The following is a 16,260-nucleotide window of genomic DNA, read 5'->3' on the forward strand; positions in this document are numbered from 1 at the left end:
ATGACCCAGGCCGACGCGGTTGCATCACTCGTGGAGCGCAGGTTAGGCCGCGCCCTCGATCCCGACCTCAACTTCTTCGAAGCCGGTTTCGACTCGCTCGCGCTGGTCGAGCTGCACGAGGAGATCACCGAGGCGCTGGGCCTGAAGCTGCCCGTCACCGCGATGTTCACCCACCCGAACCTGCGCGCGCTCTCGCAGCTGATCGCCAAGGGCCAGGCGCCCGCCCCCGCCAGGCAGGACGGCGTCCGCCGCCGTCCGCTGGGCGGCAGCCGCCGCGACGTGCGCGCCAGGATCCGCGAGGAAGGTCGGTGACCTCGCACGAACAGCCCGTCGCGGTGATCGCGGTGGGGCGCTTCCCGCTGGAGGCCGGGGCCGCCGAGGAGGCCGGGCACGATCCCGGAGCGCAGGTCGTCCGGCTGTACGGCGGGGTGGGCAAGGCCTGCGCGGCGCTGCTGGCCGGGGAGTGCGAGCTCGCCGTGACCGACGCCGGCGAGCTGCCGCCCGGAACGCTGCGCGGCACCCTGGTCCTGCGGCTGCTCGACCGGGCGTTGCTCGACGGCGACCTGGTGCACCGGGTGATCTGGCCCGACGACCTGGCGGTCGAGGAGGGCTATCCGCCGGTGCACGCGCCGGGCGACGGCCGTCCGCAGGTCGTGGTGTGGTCCGGCCGCACCCGCGAGGAGGCCGAGTCGGCACGGCGCGGCCTGGCCGGCTTCTTCGCAGGGCTGCCGGAGGACCGCTACGCCGACGTGGCGGGCACCCTCCAGCAGGGACGCGTCCACCACCCCGTGCGCGGCGCGGTGGTCTGCCGGAGCGCCGCGGAGGCCGCCCTCGCCCTGGGCCGGGAGCACGCCTACGAGCAGGAGCCGGTCCGTCCGACCCTCTCCGCCGAGCCAGCCGGCCTGTACGGCGTGGAGCCGGTGTTCACCCAGGCCGTGGACATGTGCGAAGAGGCACTCGAAGCCCGCGGCGTCCAGGCGTCACCCGCCCTCACCGCCGCCTACGGGCTGGCCGCCACCCTCGCCGCCTGGGGCGTGCTGCCGGACGTCCCGGACCCCGTGGCCCTCGCGGACGACCCCTCGCCGCACGACACGCTCGCCGCCCTCACGCGGGCGAACGCCGGGGCCGACGTCGAGGCGGGTCCCGACCGGGCGGGGCTGCTGGCCGCCGTGGCCAGGTTCTGGACGGGCGGCGGCCGGGTGGACTGGGCCGCGCTCGACCCCGATCATCCGCTGCAACGCGTCCCCATCCCGAGGCCGCAGCCGGAGCTGCCCGCCTCCGTGGAGGAGCCGCGCCCGCTGTCGGCGGTGCCGTACTCGTTCTGGGTGCTGGAGCAGCTCGCGCCGGACAGCGGCGTGTCGAACCTGGCGGTGGCGCTCAGGTTCGAGACGCCGCTGCGCCGGCTGCCGCTGCAGATCGCGGTGAACCGGCTGGTCAAGCGGCACCCGGCGCTGCGCCTGCGGTTCCCCGTGGTGGACGGGACGCCCGTCCGGCACCTGGTGGCCCCGCAGGACGCCCAGCTGAAGGTCGAGACCCGGGCCACGACGGAGGAGACGCTGGTCGCGGACCTGCGGGCCTTCCTGGACGAGCCCTTCGACCTGGGCCGCGACCTGCTCATCAGGGTGGGACACTTCACCCTGCCCGACGGCGCGGGAACCGTGGTGTGCCTGGCCGGCCACCACATCATCATCGACGGCACCTCCATGCAGCTCCTGGTGGAGGAGCTGGGCCGCTTCTACGACAGCCAGACCGGGCACGGCTCGCTGCCTCCGGAGCTGGCGGGGCCAGCGCCGATGCTGGAGCCGGGGGAGCCGTCGGAGGAGTCGATCGGCTACTGGCTGGACCGGCTCGACGGCGTCGACCCCGGCGCCATGGTGCTGCCGGGCAGCCGGCACTCGCCGGGCCGTCCGACGTTCGCCGGGCACACCTGCTCCTGGCAGGTGGACGCCGAGACGGTGGCGGCCCTGGACGAGCTGCGCGCCAGGCTGCGCACCACCGGCAACATCGTGCTGGCCACCGCCTTCCTGCTGACGCTGCGCGGGCACGGCGCCGGGCCGGACCTGGTGATCGGCATGCCGGTCAGCACCAAGACGGGCGAGCAGCACCGGCGCGTCGGCTACGCCGTGAGCACCCTGCCGCTGCGCGTCCACGTCGAGCTGGACGACGACTTCGAACAGGTCGCCAGGCGCGTGGAGGAGGCGTTCGCGGAGGGCGTCGAGCACGCCGGGGCCTCGGTGGAGGCGGTGCTGACCCGCCGCGGGCACGGCACGGACGACTGGCGGGTCCCGCTGTTCCGCCACATGTTCAACTACCGGCCCTGGAGCGACGAGAAGGTGCACATCCAGGGCGAGGTGCCCGGATACGTCGACAACCTGATCGACCGCAGCCGCCTGGACATGCAGTGCAACGTCATCCAGGAGCCGGACCGGCTCACCGTCCGCATGGTGCACAGCACCGAGGTGCACGACGAGGACGAGATCGCGGCGTTCACCGCCAGGCTGTGCGCGGTGGTGCGGCAGGCGGCGCGCGGCGGCGTGCCGGACGTGTTCTCCCCGGCCGACCGGGCGCTGCTCGACCGGGTCAACGACACGGGCCGTGCCTGGCCGGGCACGCTGGCCGGGCGCATCGTGCCGGGCCCGGCCGTGGCGGTGCGCGAGGGCGGGCACGAGGTCACCTACGACGAGCTGCTGGGGCGCGCGGCCGCGGTCCGCGACCTGCTGCGCGAGCGAGGGGTGGGCGACGGCGACGTCGTCGCCCTGGCCCTGGGACGCTCGGCGGACCTGGTGGCGGCGGTCCTCGGCGTGTGGCAGGCGGGAGCCGCGTTCCTGCCGCTGGACGTGCGGCAACCGGAGTCGCGCCTGGCCTTCCAGGTGGCCGACTCGGGGGCGCGGCTGGTCGTCGCGGCGGGCAGTCCGCACTGGGCGGGCGGGACGCCGGTCGTGCCGATGCCCGGCACGCCGGGAGAGCCCGGACCCGCCGGGGCCGGGGACATCGCCTATGTCATCTACACTTCCGGCTCCACCGGGCAGCCCAAGGGCGTGCAGGTCACCCACGCGAACCTGACGAACCTCGTGCTCGACTTCGCCGACCGGCTGGGCGCGCCCACCAGCGTCCTGTGGTCCACCACCACCTCCTTCGACATCTCCTGGCTGGAGCTGCTGCTGCCGCTGGCCTCCGGCGGCACCGTGGTCGTGGCCTCCGACGAGGACCAGGTGCAGCCGGGCAGGTTCCTGGAGCTGATCGCCGCGAGCGACGTCCAGGTCGTGCAGGCCACCCCCACCGCGTGGCGGCTGATCGCGCCGGAGGCCGGGCGCGAGCTGGCCGGGCGCACGGTGCTGTGCGGCGGCGAGCCGATGCCCGCCGCCCTGGCCAGGGACCTGCTGGAGCTGGGCTGCCGGGTGTTCAACGTCTACGGGCCGACCGAGACGACCATCTGGTCCACCGCCGCCGAGCTGCGCGACCCGCCGCTCGACCCGGTCCCCGCCGGGGAGCCGCTGGCCAACACCCAGATCTTCGTCACCGACGCCGCCGGCCGCGAGCTGCCGCCGGGCGTGCCGGGCGAGCTGTGCGTCGCCGGCGCGGGGGTGAGCGCGGGCTACCTCGACCGGCCCGAGCTGACGGCGCAGCGCTTCGGCCATCACGACCGGTACGGCCGGTTCTACCGGACCGGCGACCGGGCGCGCATCCGCCACGACGGCGCGCTGGAGCTGCTCGGCCGCGACGACCGGCAGATCAAGCTGCGCGGCCACCGCATCGAGCTCGGCGAGGTCGAGGCCGCGCTGCACGAGCACGCGGCGGTGCGCACGGCCGCGGTGATCCTCGACGGCGACCCGCAGACCGACGGACGGCTCGCCGCCTTCCTGGAGGTCACCGGCGAGACCACCGAGGAAGAGCTGTGGCGCTTCGCCAGGACGCGGCTGCCCGACTACGCCGTCCCCACCCGGTACATCGTCGTCGGCAGGCTGCCCACCACGGCCAACGGCAAGATCGCCTACCGCGACCTGAAGGTGCCCGACGAGGGCCGCGCCCCGGTGCGGGAGGCGGGCGACGGGCTGGTCCGGCAGGTGGTGGCGTTGTGGAGCGAGGCGCTGAACCGGCCCGGGCTCGGGCCGCACGACAACTTCTTCCTCAACGGGGGCCACTCCGTGCTGGCCGTCCGGCTGATCGGCCCGCTGGAGGAGCTGGCGGGCCGCGCCGTCTCGGTGCGGGCCGTGTTCGACCATCCGACGCCGGCCGAACTGGCCCTGCACCTGGGGGAAGCCCGATGACGCCGTGGTACGTCCAGGTCAAGGAGGGGGAGCGGGCGCTGGTCGCCTTCCCGCACGCGGGCGGCGGTCCGGCCTCGCTCGGCGAGCTCGCCGGGCACTTCCCGCCCGAGGTGGGCCTGTGGTCGGTCAACCTGCCGGGACGCCAGGCCAGGCTCGCCGAAGAACCGCGGACCGACCTCGACGGGCTGGTCGACGACCTGGCGCGCGACCTGGCCGGGTGGCGTGAGCCGTACACGCTGTTCGGCTACTGCAGCGGGGCGTTGCTGGCCTTCCTCGTCTGCCGGCGCGTGGTCGAGCTGGGCGGGCGGCCGGAACGGCTGGTCGTGGGCTCGTTCGCCGCGCCGGACGTGACCCTGCTGCTGCGCCGCCTGCCGTCGTTGCCGTCGTGGCTGTTCTGGGAGCAGCTGATCGAGCTCGGCGGCGTCCCGCCGGAGCTGGCCGACCGGGAGGCGCTCTGGCCGGTGCTGGAGCCGGCGCTGCGCGCCGACTTCGGGCTGCTGGCCGGCTACCACCACCGGCCGGGGCCGCCGCTGCCGGTGCCGATCTCCGTCCTGTACGGAGCCAGGGACGCCTCGCTGACCCGGGGCGGCCTCCTGGGCTGGCGGCGGCAGAGCGTGCACCGGCCCGCGTTGAAGGAGCTCGACTCCACCCACTGGCTGGCCGAGGAGACCCCCGACGCCCTGGCCGCCGCGATCGTTGAGGAGATGGGATGCGCCTCGGTTACAGCATGAGCTACTGGGGCGGCGCGGGCCTCGGCCCCGCCGACCACCTGGCGCTGGTCCGCGAGGCGGAGGCCCTGGGCTACTCGTCCGTGTGGGCGGCCGAGACCTACGGGACCGACCCGGCGACCCTGCTGGCCTGGATCGCCGGGCAGACCGAGCGCATCGCGCTCGGCACCGGCGTGCTGCAGATGTCGGGACGCAAGCCCGTGGTCGCCGCGATGACGGCGGCCACCCTCGACCAGGTCTCCGGCGGCCGCGCCCGGCTGGGCGTGGGCCCGTCCGGCCCGCAGGTGGTCGAGGGCTGGCACGGCGAGCGCTTCGACCGGCCGCTGGCCCGCGCCCGCGACTACCTCCAGGTGGTGCGCAAGGCGCTGGACGGCGAGCCGGTGCGGCACGAGGGCCCCACGATGACGCTGCCCCTGCCCGGCAGCGAGGGCAAGGAGCTGACGCTGGCCGTCGCGCCGGTGCAGGAGCGGCTGCCGGTCTACCTGGCCGCGATGGGCCCGAAGACGGTCGCGCTGGCCGGCGAGCTCGCCGACGGCTGGCTGGCCATCCACTTCCCGCCCGACCACCTGGCCCGCATGGCCAAGCACCTGAGCGGCGCCGACCTGGACGTCGCGCCCATGGTGCTCACGCTCGTCGAGGAGGACCAGGAGCTGGCCTACGACATGATGCGGCCCATGCTCGCCCTCTACCTCGGCGGCATGGGCTCGCGCCGGACCAACTTCTACAACCGCCTGGCCGCCACGCTCGGCTTCGAGCAGGAGGCCGCCCGCATGCAGGAGGCCTTCCTGGACGGACGGCAGGGCGAGGCCATGGCGATGCTGCCCGACGCGCTCGTGGACGCGATGACCATGTGCGGCCCCGCGGGCAAGGTGCGCGAGCGGATGGCGGCCTACCAGGAGGCGGGCGCGACCACGCTGATCGTCGGCCTGGTCACGCCCACCCGGCGGCTGCGCAGCCGTCAGCTGCGGCTCATTGCGAGTCTGGCTCCGGCATCCCGATGAGCTTGGCCAGCGGCGACCAGGCCATCGCCGCGATCGGCACCAGAGCGCCGATGGCGATGACCACCCACAGCGTCGTCCGCGTCCCCACGGCGCCGGCCAGCAGGCCGGCGCCGAGCGCGCCCAGCGGGGCGGGGATCAGGCCCAGCGAGTAGATCGAGGCCACCACCCGGCCCTGGAGGTGCGGCGGGGTGACCGTCTGCACCAGGCTGGTGTTGGTGACGAAGAAGATCTGCGAGCTGACGCCGCTGACCAGCTGCGCGACGACGAGCATCGCCACCGAGACCCAGACCGGCCCGACGGCCAGCGGGATGAGGAAGAGCGCCAGGTTGCCGTACACCATCGACCACACCAGCACCTTGCCGATCGCGTAACGCCGCATCACCTTGACGGCGACCAGCGCCCCGATGATCGCGCCCACGCCGCCGCCGGCCAGGATGCTGCCGAACCAGCCCGCCGGCACGCCCAGGTCGCGGATCACGTACAGGGCGTAGATGGAGTTCATCGAGCCCAGGATGAACAGCGAGTACACGGCCGAGGAGACGGCCAGCGGCCGGATCAGCTCGTGCCGCATCACCCAGCCCATGCCCTGCCAGATCGCCTTGTGCACCTGCGCGGGAGTGGTGTCGTCCGGCTCCGGACGGGCCTCCGGCCGCTTGATCAGGGACACCGCGATCGCGGAGGCCAGGTACGACACCGCGTCGATGATCAGCAGCGCGGGCGCGGCGAGCACCTTCAGCAGCGCCGCTGCCAGGCCGGGCCCGAACGTCTGGGCGGCCGACTCGGTCAGCTGCAGCTTGGAGTTGCCCTCCATGAAGTTCTCCCGCGGCACCAGGAACGGGAAGTAACTCCGGTAGGCCGTCTGGAAGAGCGTGCTGAGCAGGCCGAGCGCGAAGATGACGCCGTAGAGCCAGGTCAGCGTGAGCAGGTCGGCGAACCACGCGACCGGGATCAGCATCAGCAGCACGAAACGCGCCACGTCCGTCCAGATCAGGATGGGCCGCTTGCGCACCCGGTCGGCCAGCACGCCGAACAGCAGGAAGAACACCATCGGCAGCCGCAGCAGGAAGCCGACGACGCCCATCTCCGCCTCGGAGGCGTTCAGGACGGTGACCGCGATGACGGGGAACGCGAAGAGACTGATCGCCGAGCCGAACTGCGACAGGCTCTGGCCCGCCCACAGCCGCAGGAAGTCGGGGTGCTTCCAGAGGCTCGTCTGCTCACTGGTCGGGGATGCCATGATCCATCCACCTTCTGATCTCGGTGGCCGCTCCGGCGACCAGGGGTTCGTACAGGATGGGGACGCGTTCCTCGGGGATCGCGACGTGGGCGAGCCGCCCCTTGGCGACGGAGGGCCAGTTGCCGTCCTCGCGCCTGGGCGCGAAGAGCGCGACGTCGCCGTCGTAGGGCTCGTGCCGGTAGCCGCCGACCGCGTGCGCGTTGGCCCGGAACACGGCCAGGTAGCGGCGCGCCTGCTCGACCTCGGCGGTGTCCGGCGCCAGCCGGTCGGCGGCGGAGGCGGCGCCCATGACCGTCAGCAGTTGCTCCTCCGGCGGCCGGGCGGCGAGTTCGGCCGGGTCCAGCCCGAGGGTCTCCTCGGGGCCGCCGGCCAGCGCGTGGAAGAGCAGGACCGTGTCGTCCTCCAGCGACGCCTCGGCCACGGGCTCCTCGGCGTTGGCGTAGAGGAGCACGACGAGCGGCACCTGCTCGCCGCGCTCGCGCAGCCGCCTGGCCACCTCCAGGGCGATGTTTCCGCCGATGCAGAACCCGCCCAGCACGTACGGCCCCGTCGGCCGCACCTCCAGCAGGTCGGCCACGTAGGCGTCGGCCATCTCGGCGAGCGTGGCGTGCGGCTCCTCGCCGGGCACCAGCCCACGCGCGGCGATGGCGTACACCGGCTGGTCGGGGCCGAGGCGGCGGGCCAGCGGGTGGTAGCGGAAGACCTGGCCGCCGAGCGCGTGGATGAAGAAGATCGGCGTGCGGTCGCCGTCCGGGTTGAGCGGCACGACGTGGCTCGGCGGCGCCAGGTCCTCGGGCTGGCGGAGCACCCTGGCCAGCTTGCTGATCGTCGGCGCGGTCAGCACGGTGCCCACGGGCAGGCTCCGGCCCAGCTCCTGGCGGATGCGGGCGGCCAGCCGCAGGGCGCTCAGCGAGTGGCCGCCGAGCTCGAAGAAGTCGTCCAGGATCCCGGCCGCGGGCACCTGCAGCACCTCTTCGTAGAGGGTGGCGAGGCGCGCCTCCACCTCGTCGCGCGGCGGCACGTACGGCCGGCCGCCCGCCGTCTCCGGCGCGGGCAGCGCGGCCCGGTCGAGCTTGCCGCTGCGGGTGAGGGGGAGGGCGTCCAGGCTCACCCACCGGCGCGGGATCAGGTGGTCGGGCAGGACGTCCTGGAGGTCGGGCACGTCGCCCACCACGTAGCCGACCAGGCTGTGCCCGTGCGCGGTGACGGCCGCGTCGCGGACCCCCGGCTGGGCGCGCAGGACGGCCTCGATCTCGCCTGGTTCGACGCGCATGCCGCGGATCTTGACTTGGTGGTCGGTGCGGCCGAGGTATTCGAGTTCCCCTGAAGGTAGCCAGCGGGCGAGGTCGCCGGTTTTGTAGAGGCGTCCGCCGTTGGGTGCGGGGAGGAAGCGTTCGGCGGTGAGTGCGGGTTTGCCGAGGTAGCCGCGGGCGAGTTGGATGCCGCCGATGTAGAGCTCGCCTGGTGTGCCGATGGGGACGTCCTGGAGGTGTGCGTCGAGGACGTGCAGGGTGGTGTTGTCGACCGGTCTGCCGATGGGGACGGTCGTTTCTCCGGGTTGGCAGGGGTGCCAGGAGACGTCGACGGCTGCTTCGGTGGGGCCGTAGAGGTTGTGCAGTCCTGGGAGGTCATGGGGTGGGAGGGCTTCGCCGGAGCAGATGATCCGGGGCGGGAGTTGGACGTCCTCTTCTTCCAGGAAGGCTTGGAGCATGGAGGGGACGAAGTGCGTCGTGGTGATGTTCTCGGTCTTGATGAGGTCGCGCAGGTAGGCGGTGTCGCGATGCCCGCCGGGCCGGGCGATGACCATGGTCGCGCCGGTGATGAGCGGCCAGAACAGTTCCCAGACCGAGACGTCGAAGGTGGTGGGTGTCTTGTGCAGGACGCGGTCTTGCGGGGTGAGCTGGAAGGTGTCCTGCATCCAGCGCAGCCGGTTGACGATCGCGCGGTGGGAGACGCCCACGCCTTTGGGCCGTCCGGTGGAGCCGGAGGTGAAGATGACGTAGGCCAGGTTGTCCTCGCGGACTGACGGCGGCGTGAACCCGCCTCCGGAGCCCGCGGCGGTGAGCACGGTCGCGGCCCCCGCGTCGGCGAGCATGCCGCGCCGCCGTTCCTCGGGATCGGCCGGGTCGAGCGGCAGGTAGGCGCCGCCCGCGGCCAGCACGCCGAGGAGCACGACGGGCAGGTCCAGGCCGCGTTCCATGCAGACGCCGACCGGCTGGTCCACTCGCACGTCGAGTCCGGCGGCGACCGCGCGGGCCCGTTCGGCCAGCTCGCGGTAGGTCAGCCGGTCGCCCTCGAAGACCAGCGCCGTCGCGTCCGGGGTGCGCTCGGCCTGCGCGAAGACCAGCTCGTGCAGGGTGCCGCCCGGATGCTCCCGGTCGGTGGCGTTCCACCGCGCGAGCTGAGCCGCGTCCTGCGGCGAGATGCCGATCTCTCCGGACAGGGCGCGGAGGTAGTGGTCCCGGATCGCCGCGATCTGGTCGGCGGGGAACTGCGTGGTGTCGTAGGAGATGGTCAGCGTCAGCCCCTGGCCCGGCGTCCGGACGAAGGCCGTGCTGAAGGCGAAGTCGGTCTGCTCGAAGAAGTCCTGGCCCTCGATGGGCGTGGCGGCGGCGCCGTTCACGTGGAAGTCGCGGAAGTCCACGTGCGTGTCCAGCAGCCGCGCGCGACCGCTGGCCCGCTGGATCTCGAAGAGCGGGAAGTGCCGGTACGGCAGCGCCGCCACCTCCGCCCGGAAGACCCGCTGGACCAGGTCGGGCGCGTCGGCCCGGACCCGCAGCGGGACGGTGTTGAGGAACAGGCCGAGCACCTCGTCACCGGCCTCGCTCTCCGGACGGCTGTGCGTGAGCATCCCCGTCAGGACGTCGGGATCGCCGGTGACCAGCGCCATGACGCGCACGTGCGCCGCGAGCACCACCGACCGCAGGGGCACCCGGGCGGCGGCCGCCTGCTCGGCCAGCGCCTTGGCCAGCTCGCCGGGGAGCGCCGTGGCGAGCACCGCGACCTCGCGCGGCCCGCCGGTGGGGTAGCCGGGCATCCGGGGCAACCGGCCCTCCGGCGCCTCGGCGATCGCCTCCCGCCAGAACTCCGCCGCCTCCGGCCGGGCGAGCATCGCCTTCTCCGCCGCCACCAGGTCACGGAAGCGCGCCGCCGGCGGCTCCACCGGCAGCCCGGGGGTCGCATAGCGTTCCAGCAGCTCGCTGACCAGCCTCGCGACGCTCCACCCGTCGAGGATCGCGTGGTGGAAGTAGACGGTCAGCGCGAACCGGTCGGCTTCGGGCCGCACGTGGACGCGGAGCAGGGGAGCCCGCGTCCAGTCGAACGGCCCGTACTCCGGCTCGCCGCGGGAGACGGTCAGCGGGATCTCCGCCCGGTCGTGCACGAGCTGGACGGGCTCGCTGAACCCGGTCAGGTCGAAGGACGTCCGCAGCGCCTCGTGCCGGGCCGACAGCTCGTCCAGCGCCCTGACCAGGGCCGCCTCGTCGAACGTGCCGCGCAGCGTGAGCGTGGTGTGGTCGTGGAAGGTCACGCCGTCCAGCTCGCTGTGGTACAGCATCCCGGCCTGGAGGGCGCTTAGCGGGTAGGCGTCGATGATCATCGCGTGAGCCTCTCTCTGTCCGCCACGCTGAGCAGGTCGAAGGCTCCCGCCGTGGTCTCCGGTACGGCCTGCCGCGGCCGCAGCACGGCGGCCAGTTCGGCGACCGCCTGATGGGTGAACAGCTGCTGCAGTTCCACGTCGTAGCCGGTGGCGCGCAGCCGGGCCACGACCTTGAGACTGCTGATGGAGTCGCCGCCCACGGCGAAGAAGGTGTCGTGCCGGCCGGGCCGGTCGAGGCCGAGCACCTCCTGCCAGACCTGCGCGACGGCGATCTCCGCCGCGCCGCGCGGCGGCTCCCACGGCAGGTCGGCCGGGCGGTCGGGCGCGGGGAGGGCGGCGCGGTCGAGCTTGCCGTTGGCGGTGACGGGCAGGCGGTCCAGTCGCACCCACGCCGTCGGGATCATGAAATCCGGCAGCGCGTCGGACAGGTCGGGGACGTCGCCGACGACGTAGCCGACCAGGCGGCCGTTCACCAGCTTGGCCGCCGCCGCCGTCACGCCGGGTTGCTCGCGCAGCAGGGCCTCGATCTCGCCCAGCTCCACGCGCATGCCGCGGATCTTGACTTGGTGGTCGGTGCGGCCGAGGTATTCGAGTTCCCCTGAAGGTAGCCAGCGGGCGAGGTCGCCGGTTTTGTAGAGGCGTCCGCCGTTGGGTGCGGGGAGGAAGCGTTCGGCGGTGAGTGCGGGTTTGCCGAGGTAGCCGCGGGCGAGTTGGATGCCGCCGATGTAGAGCTCGCCTGGTGTGCCGATGGGGACGTCCTGGAGGTGTGCGTCGAGGACGTGCAGGGTGGTGTTGTCGACCGGTCTGCCGATGGGGACGGTCGTTTCGCCCGGTCGGCAGGCGTGCCACGAGACGTCCACGGCCGCTTCGGTGGGGCCGTACAGGTTGTGCAGTCCTGGGAGGTCATGGGGTGGGAGGGCTTCGCCGGAGCAGATGATCCGGGGCGGAAGCCGAATCCCTTCCTCCTCCAGGAACGCCTGCAACATCGACGGGACGAAGTGCGTCGTGGTGATGTTCTCGGTCTTGATGAGGTCGCGCAGGTAGGCGGTGTCGCGATGCCCGCCGGGCCGGGCGATGACCATGGTCGCGCCGGTGATGAGCGGCCAGAACAGTTCCCAGACCGAGACGTCGAAGGTGGTGGGTGTCTTGTGCAGGACGCGGTCTTGCGGGGTGAGCTGGAAGGTGTCCTGCATCCAGCGCAGCCGGTTGACGATCGCGCGGTGGGAGACGCCCACGCCTTTGGGCCGCCCGGTCGAGCCGGAGGTGAAGATGACGTAGGCCAGGTTGTCCTCGCGGACTGACGGCGGCGTGAACCCGCCTCCGGAGCCCGCGGCGGTGAGCACGGTCGCGGCCCCCGCGTCGGCGAGCATGCCGCGCCGCCGTTCCTCGGGATCGGCCGGGTCGAGCGGCAGGTAGGCGCCGCCCGCGGCCATCACGCCGAGGAGCACGACGGGCAGGTCCAGGCCGCGTTCCATGCAGACGCCGACCGGCTGGTCCACTCGCACGTCAAGCCCGGCCGCCACCGCGCGGGCCCGTTCGGCCAGCTCGCGGTAGGTCAGCCGGTCGCCCTCGAAGACCAGCGCCGTCGCGTCGGGCGTGCGCTCGGCCTGCTCGAAGACCAGCTCGTGCAGGGTGCCGCCCGGATGCTCCCGCTCGGTGGCGTTCCACCGCGCGAGCTGCTTCCGCTCCTCGTCCGGCAGGATGTCCAGACGCCCCACCGGCACGTCGGGGGACGCCACCACCGCACGCAACAGCGCGGCGAACCGCTGCGCCAGCCGCTCGATCGTCTCCGGCCGGAACAGCTCGGCGTTGTAGACGAAGCGGCCCTCCAACTGCTCGCCCCGCTCGGCGGCGTAGAGCTCCAGGTCGAACCGGGTGGTCGTGCTGTCCGGCTCGAAGCCCTCGCCGTCGCCGCGATAGCTCTGCAGCGCGAACAGCACCTGGACCAGCGGTGGGCGGCTGACGTCGCGTTCGGGGTCCAGCTCGGCGACCAGCTTCTCGAAGGGCAGCTCCTGGTGGCCGTAGACCTCGATCGCGCCGTCCCGCGTGCGGCGCAGCAGCTCGGCGAAGCCGGGGTCGCCCGCCAGCCGCGCCCGCAGCGGCAGCAGGTTGACGAACAGCCCGACCATGTCCTCGAACTCCGGCCTGGTCCGTCCGGCCACCGGCGACCCCACCGCGAAGCCGGTCGTGCCGGACCAGCGGGCCAGCAGCACCTGGAAGGCGGCGAGCAGCCCCATGTAGAGCGTCGCCCCCTCGGCCCGGCACAACTCGCCGAACGCCGCCACGTCGATCTGGACGTCGTGCCAGCCGCCCCGGAAGCTCTGCCGGGGCGGGCGCGGCCGGTCCAGGGGCAGGTCGAGCACCTGCATCCCGTCCAGCTCGGCGCGCCAGAACGCCAGGTCGCCGGCCAGGCGGTCGCCGCTCAGCCGCTCCCGCTGCCACGACGCGTAGTCGCCGTACCCCAGCGGCGGCCCGCTCTGCGGCGGTGTCAGCAGCTCACGGAGGATGAGGTCGGCCGACCAGCCGTCGGCGACGATGTGATGGACCGCCACCAGCAGCGCGTGGTCGTCGGGCGCGAGCCGTACCAGGGTGGCGCGCAGCAGCGGGCCGTCCGCCAGCTCGAAGGGGAGCGCGGCGTCGGCGCTGAGCACCTGCCTGGCCGCCGCCTCGTCCGGCACGTCCACGACGCGCAGCGGCACCCGCAACCGGTCCGCCACCCGCACCTGCGGCCGCCCGTCGGGGCCGGCGGGGAAGGTCATGCGCAGGCTCTCGTGCCGGGCGACCACGGCGTCCAGCGACTCCCGCAGCCGTCCGGCGTCGAGCGGTCCGCGCAGCCTGGCCGACACGGGCAGCACGTACGCGCTCGTCCCGGGGGCGAACTGCTCCATGAACCACAGCCGCTCCTGCGCGAACGACAGCGGCGGATCGCTGCCCTCGGCGCGTCGCGGGATCTGCTCCGCGGCGCCCAGGCCCGTGATCGCCTTGCGGAAGCGGGCCTGCACGCGCGCCTGCCGTTCATCCACGCTCGTCGGCCTCCTCGGCCAGGTGTTCCAGGGCCGCGGCCAGCAGGCGGGGCGTCGGGTGGGTGAAGGCCAGCTTGAGCGGCACGTCCAGCTCGATGGCCGCGGCGATGCGGGCCGTGGTCCTGGTGGCCAGCAGCGAGTGGCCGCCGAGCTGGAAGAAGTCGTCCAGCGCGCCCACCCGCTCCAGGCCCAGCACCTCGGCCCAGACCAGGCAGACGAGCTCCTCGGCCGCGCCGGCGGGCGGCTCGTAGCCGGCGCCGCGCGGCCGGCCCGGCGCGGGCAGCGCGTCCCGGTCGACCTTGCCGCCGGGGGTCAGCGGGATGCGGTCGAGCGAGACGATCGCGCTGGGCACCATGTGCGGGGGCAGCTCGGCGGCGAGGTGCTCGCGTAACGCGTCGTCCCCGGCGTCGTGGACGGCGTAGGCGATCAGCCGGTCCTCGTGGACCACCACCGTGGCCTGCCGCACCGACGGGTGGGCGAGCAGCGCCGACTCCACCTCGCCCGGCTCGACGCGGTAACCGCGCACCTTCACCTGCCGGTCCAGGCGGCCGAGGATCTCCAGGCCGCCGTCCAGGCGGAAGCGGGCCCGGTCGCCGGTGCGGTAGAGACGCGAGCCGCCGGGGCCGGGCACGAAACGCTCGGCCGTGCGGGCGGGCCCCCCCCGGTAGCCGCGGGCCAGGCCGCTGCCGCCGATGTGCAGCTCGCCCGCGACGCCGGCCGGCACCGGGAGCCCGTCGGGGCCCAGCACCTGGAGCGTGGTGCCGGGCAGGGCGACGCCCACGGCCGGGCGGCGCAGCGCCTCCGAGGGGTCCATGTCGGCGGTGGCGGCGATGATCGTGGCCTCGGTGGGGCCGTAGCTGTTGACCAGCCGCACGCCCTGGGGGCCGGACGCGTACCAGGCGGCCAGCGCCGGGCCGGGCAGCGGGTCGGCGCCCAGGATGACCAGCCGCAGGCCGGGCGGCCATTCGACGCCCATGGCCACCAGCTCCTGCCAGTACGACGTGGGCAGGTCCAGCACGGTGAGCGCGGCGCCCTCCGGCGTCTTCAGGAAGTCCGGCAGCGGCTCGTCCGGGCACAGGACGAGCTCCGCGCCGGCGGCCAGCGCCGGGTAGATCTCCTCGGCGTGCGTGTCGAAGCTCGGCGAGGCGAACTGCAGGACGCGGTCGCCCGGCCCGAGCTCGTAGTGGCCGCGCATCCAGCCCACCCGCGACGCCAGCGCCTCGCGCGGCACCTCCACGCCCTTGGGACGCCCGGTCGAGCCCGAGGTGTAGATCACGTAGGCCAGCGAGCCCGGCCCCGCGACCTCGGCGTGCGGCGCCTGCGGCGACTCGCGGAGATCGTCCTCGTCCAGCACCAGGACCGCGTCCGCGTCCGCCGCCATCCACCGCAGCCGCTCCGGCGGGTAGGCGGGGTCGAGCGGCAGGTAGGCGCCGCCCGCCCGGCCGACGGCGAGCATCCCGGCGATCAGCTCCACCGAGCGCCCGGCCCGCAGGCCCACGACCGTGTCCGGGCCGACCCCGGCCGCGGCCAGGCGTCCGGCCAGCGCGGCGGCCATGGCGTCCAGCTCGGCGTAGGTGACCCGGCGGTCGCCGTGGCTCACCGCCGTCGCGCCGGGCGCCAGCCGGACGCGTTCCCGGAAGAGGTCGAGCACGTCGCGCGCGGGCGGCTGCGGGGTGTCGAGGACCGGCGGCCGGTCCTCGGGCAGCAGCATGGCCGCGCGCAGCGCGGACAGCGGCGCGCCCGGGTCGCGCACGACCGCCTCCAGCACCCGCTCCCACCGCCGCAGCAGCCGCGTCGCGGTCTCCTCCTCGAACAGGTCGCGGGCGTAGGACAACATCGCCCAGAGGGAGCCGTCGAACTGGGTGACGTCCAGCATCAGGTCGAACTTCGCCTGGGTCGCGCCCGGGTCGAACATCTCCGCCTCGACGCCGGGCAGCGGCAGGGCGCCGGCCCCCTTGTCCTGGATCACGAACATGGCCTGGAACAGCGGCGTCGTGCTCAGGTCGCGGCGGATGCCGAGGTCGTTGAGCAGGCGTTCGAAGGGGATGTCCTGGTGCGCGAACGCGTCCAGCACCGTCGCCCTGGTCCGCGCGAGCAGCGTGCGGAAGGACGGGTCGCCGGACAGGTCGCCGCGCAGCACGAGCGTCTCGGGGAAGAAGCCGACGACGTCCTGGAGTTCCGGACGGTCGCGGCCGGCGATGACCGAGCCGACCGTCAGGTCGTCGGCGCCGCAGTGGGCGCCCAGGAGGAGCTGGTAGGCGGCCAGCAGGACCATGAACAGCGTGCCGCGCTCGTCCCTGGCCAGCTGCTCCAGCCGGGCCGTCAGCTCGGGGCCGATGCGCCGCGCGCAGTAGTCGCCGTCGGCCACCCGTACGGCCGGCCGCGGCCGGTCCGTGGGCAGGTCG

General features: G+C 73.9%; 8 protein-coding genes (1 of these 8 only partly in view). 4 read left to right on the top strand and 4 right to left on the bottom strand.

The annotated features are described in order from the left end of the window. From ACIBK9_RS19490 to ACIBK9_RS19505, 4 genes are read left to right on the top strand one after another with little or no spacing between them, the layout of a single operon-like run. Positions 1-312, top strand: a complete 312-nt coding sequence (locus ACIBK9_RS19490; RefSeq protein ID WP_358297791.1) for an acyl carrier protein — start codon at positions 1-3, stop codon at positions 310-312. Then, positions 309-4,268, top strand: a complete 3,960-nt coding sequence (locus tag ACIBK9_RS19495; RefSeq protein WP_397159862.1) for an amino acid adenylation domain-containing protein — start codon at positions 309-311, stop codon at positions 4,266-4,268. The genes ACIBK9_RS19490 and ACIBK9_RS19495 overlap by 4 nt, the downstream gene beginning before the upstream one ends. Continuing rightward, complete coding sequence (locus tag ACIBK9_RS19500) at positions 4,265-4,999, top strand: alpha/beta fold hydrolase (RefSeq protein WP_358297783.1); 735 nt, start codon at positions 4,265-4,267, stop codon at positions 4,997-4,999. The genes ACIBK9_RS19495 and ACIBK9_RS19500 overlap by 4 nt, the downstream gene beginning before the upstream one ends. Then, on the top strand, positions 4,978-5,997 hold the full coding sequence (locus ACIBK9_RS19505) for an LLM class F420-dependent oxidoreductase (protein ID WP_397159865.1): 1,020 nt from the start codon (positions 4,978-4,980) through the stop codon (positions 5,995-5,997). The genes ACIBK9_RS19500 and ACIBK9_RS19505 overlap by 22 nt, the downstream gene beginning before the upstream one ends. Here the strand turns inward: ACIBK9_RS19505 and ACIBK9_RS19510 are convergent. The 4 genes in view from ACIBK9_RS19510 to ACIBK9_RS19525 are tightly spaced (each overlapping or abutting the next) and all read right to left on the bottom strand, a layout consistent with a single transcriptional unit that may run on beyond the window. After that, positions 5,966-7,234 (bottom strand): MFS transporter, encoded by a 1,269-nt coding sequence (locus ACIBK9_RS19510; RefSeq protein WP_397159867.1) that lies wholly within the window; start codon positions 7,232-7,234, stop codon positions 5,966-5,968. The two genes, ACIBK9_RS19505 and ACIBK9_RS19510, sit on opposite strands and share 32 nt — an antisense overlap. Then, the gene (locus ACIBK9_RS19515; RefSeq protein WP_397159869.1) at positions 7,215-10,832 is read right to left on the bottom strand and encodes an amino acid adenylation domain-containing protein; all 3,618 of its coding nucleotides are present in this window, start codon (positions 10,830-10,832) and stop codon (positions 7,215-7,217) included. The genes ACIBK9_RS19510 and ACIBK9_RS19515 overlap by 20 nt, the downstream gene beginning before the upstream one ends. Further along, the gene (locus ACIBK9_RS19520; RefSeq protein ID WP_397159871.1) at positions 10,829-13,855 is read right to left on the bottom strand and encodes an amino acid adenylation domain-containing protein; all 3,027 of its coding nucleotides are present in this window, start codon (positions 13,853-13,855) and stop codon (positions 10,829-10,831) included. The genes ACIBK9_RS19515 and ACIBK9_RS19520 overlap by 4 nt, the downstream gene beginning before the upstream one ends. Beyond that, positions 13,848-16,260, bottom strand: partial view of an amino acid adenylation domain-containing protein gene (locus ACIBK9_RS19525; protein WP_397159873.1) — the 3' portion only. It continues 719 nt past the right edge of the window; the window shows 2,413 of its 3,132 coding nt (coding positions 720-3,132); its start codon lies off the right edge, out of view; its stop codon occupies positions 13,848-13,850. The genes ACIBK9_RS19520 and ACIBK9_RS19525 overlap by 8 nt, the downstream gene beginning before the upstream one ends.

Source organism: Nonomuraea sp. NPDC050227, assembly GCF_044459705.1.
Lineage (GTDB): Bacteria > Actinomycetota > Actinomycetes > Streptosporangiales > Streptosporangiaceae > Nonomuraea.

Excerpts from the sequence above, each read along its gene's own strand:
- ACIBK9_RS19490 (WP_358297791.1), top strand. The coding sequence starts at position 1 with ATGACCCAGGCCGACGCGGTTGCATCACTCGTGGAGCGCAGGTTAGGC.
- ACIBK9_RS19500 (WP_358297783.1), top strand. The coding sequence starts at position 4,265 with ATGACGCCGTGGTACGTCCAGGTCAAGGAGGGGGAGCGGGCGCTGGTC.
- ACIBK9_RS19505 (WP_397159865.1), top strand. The coding sequence starts at position 4,978 with ATGCGCCTCGGTTACAGCATGAGCTACTGGGGCGGCGCGGGCCTCGGC.
- ACIBK9_RS19510 (WP_397159867.1), bottom strand. The coding sequence starts at position 7,234 with ATGGCATCCCCGACCAGTGAGCAGACGAGCCTCTGGAAGCACCCCGAC.
- ACIBK9_RS19515 (WP_397159869.1), bottom strand. The coding sequence starts at position 10,832 with ATGATCATCGACGCCTACCCGCTAAGCGCCCTCCAGGCCGGGATGCTG.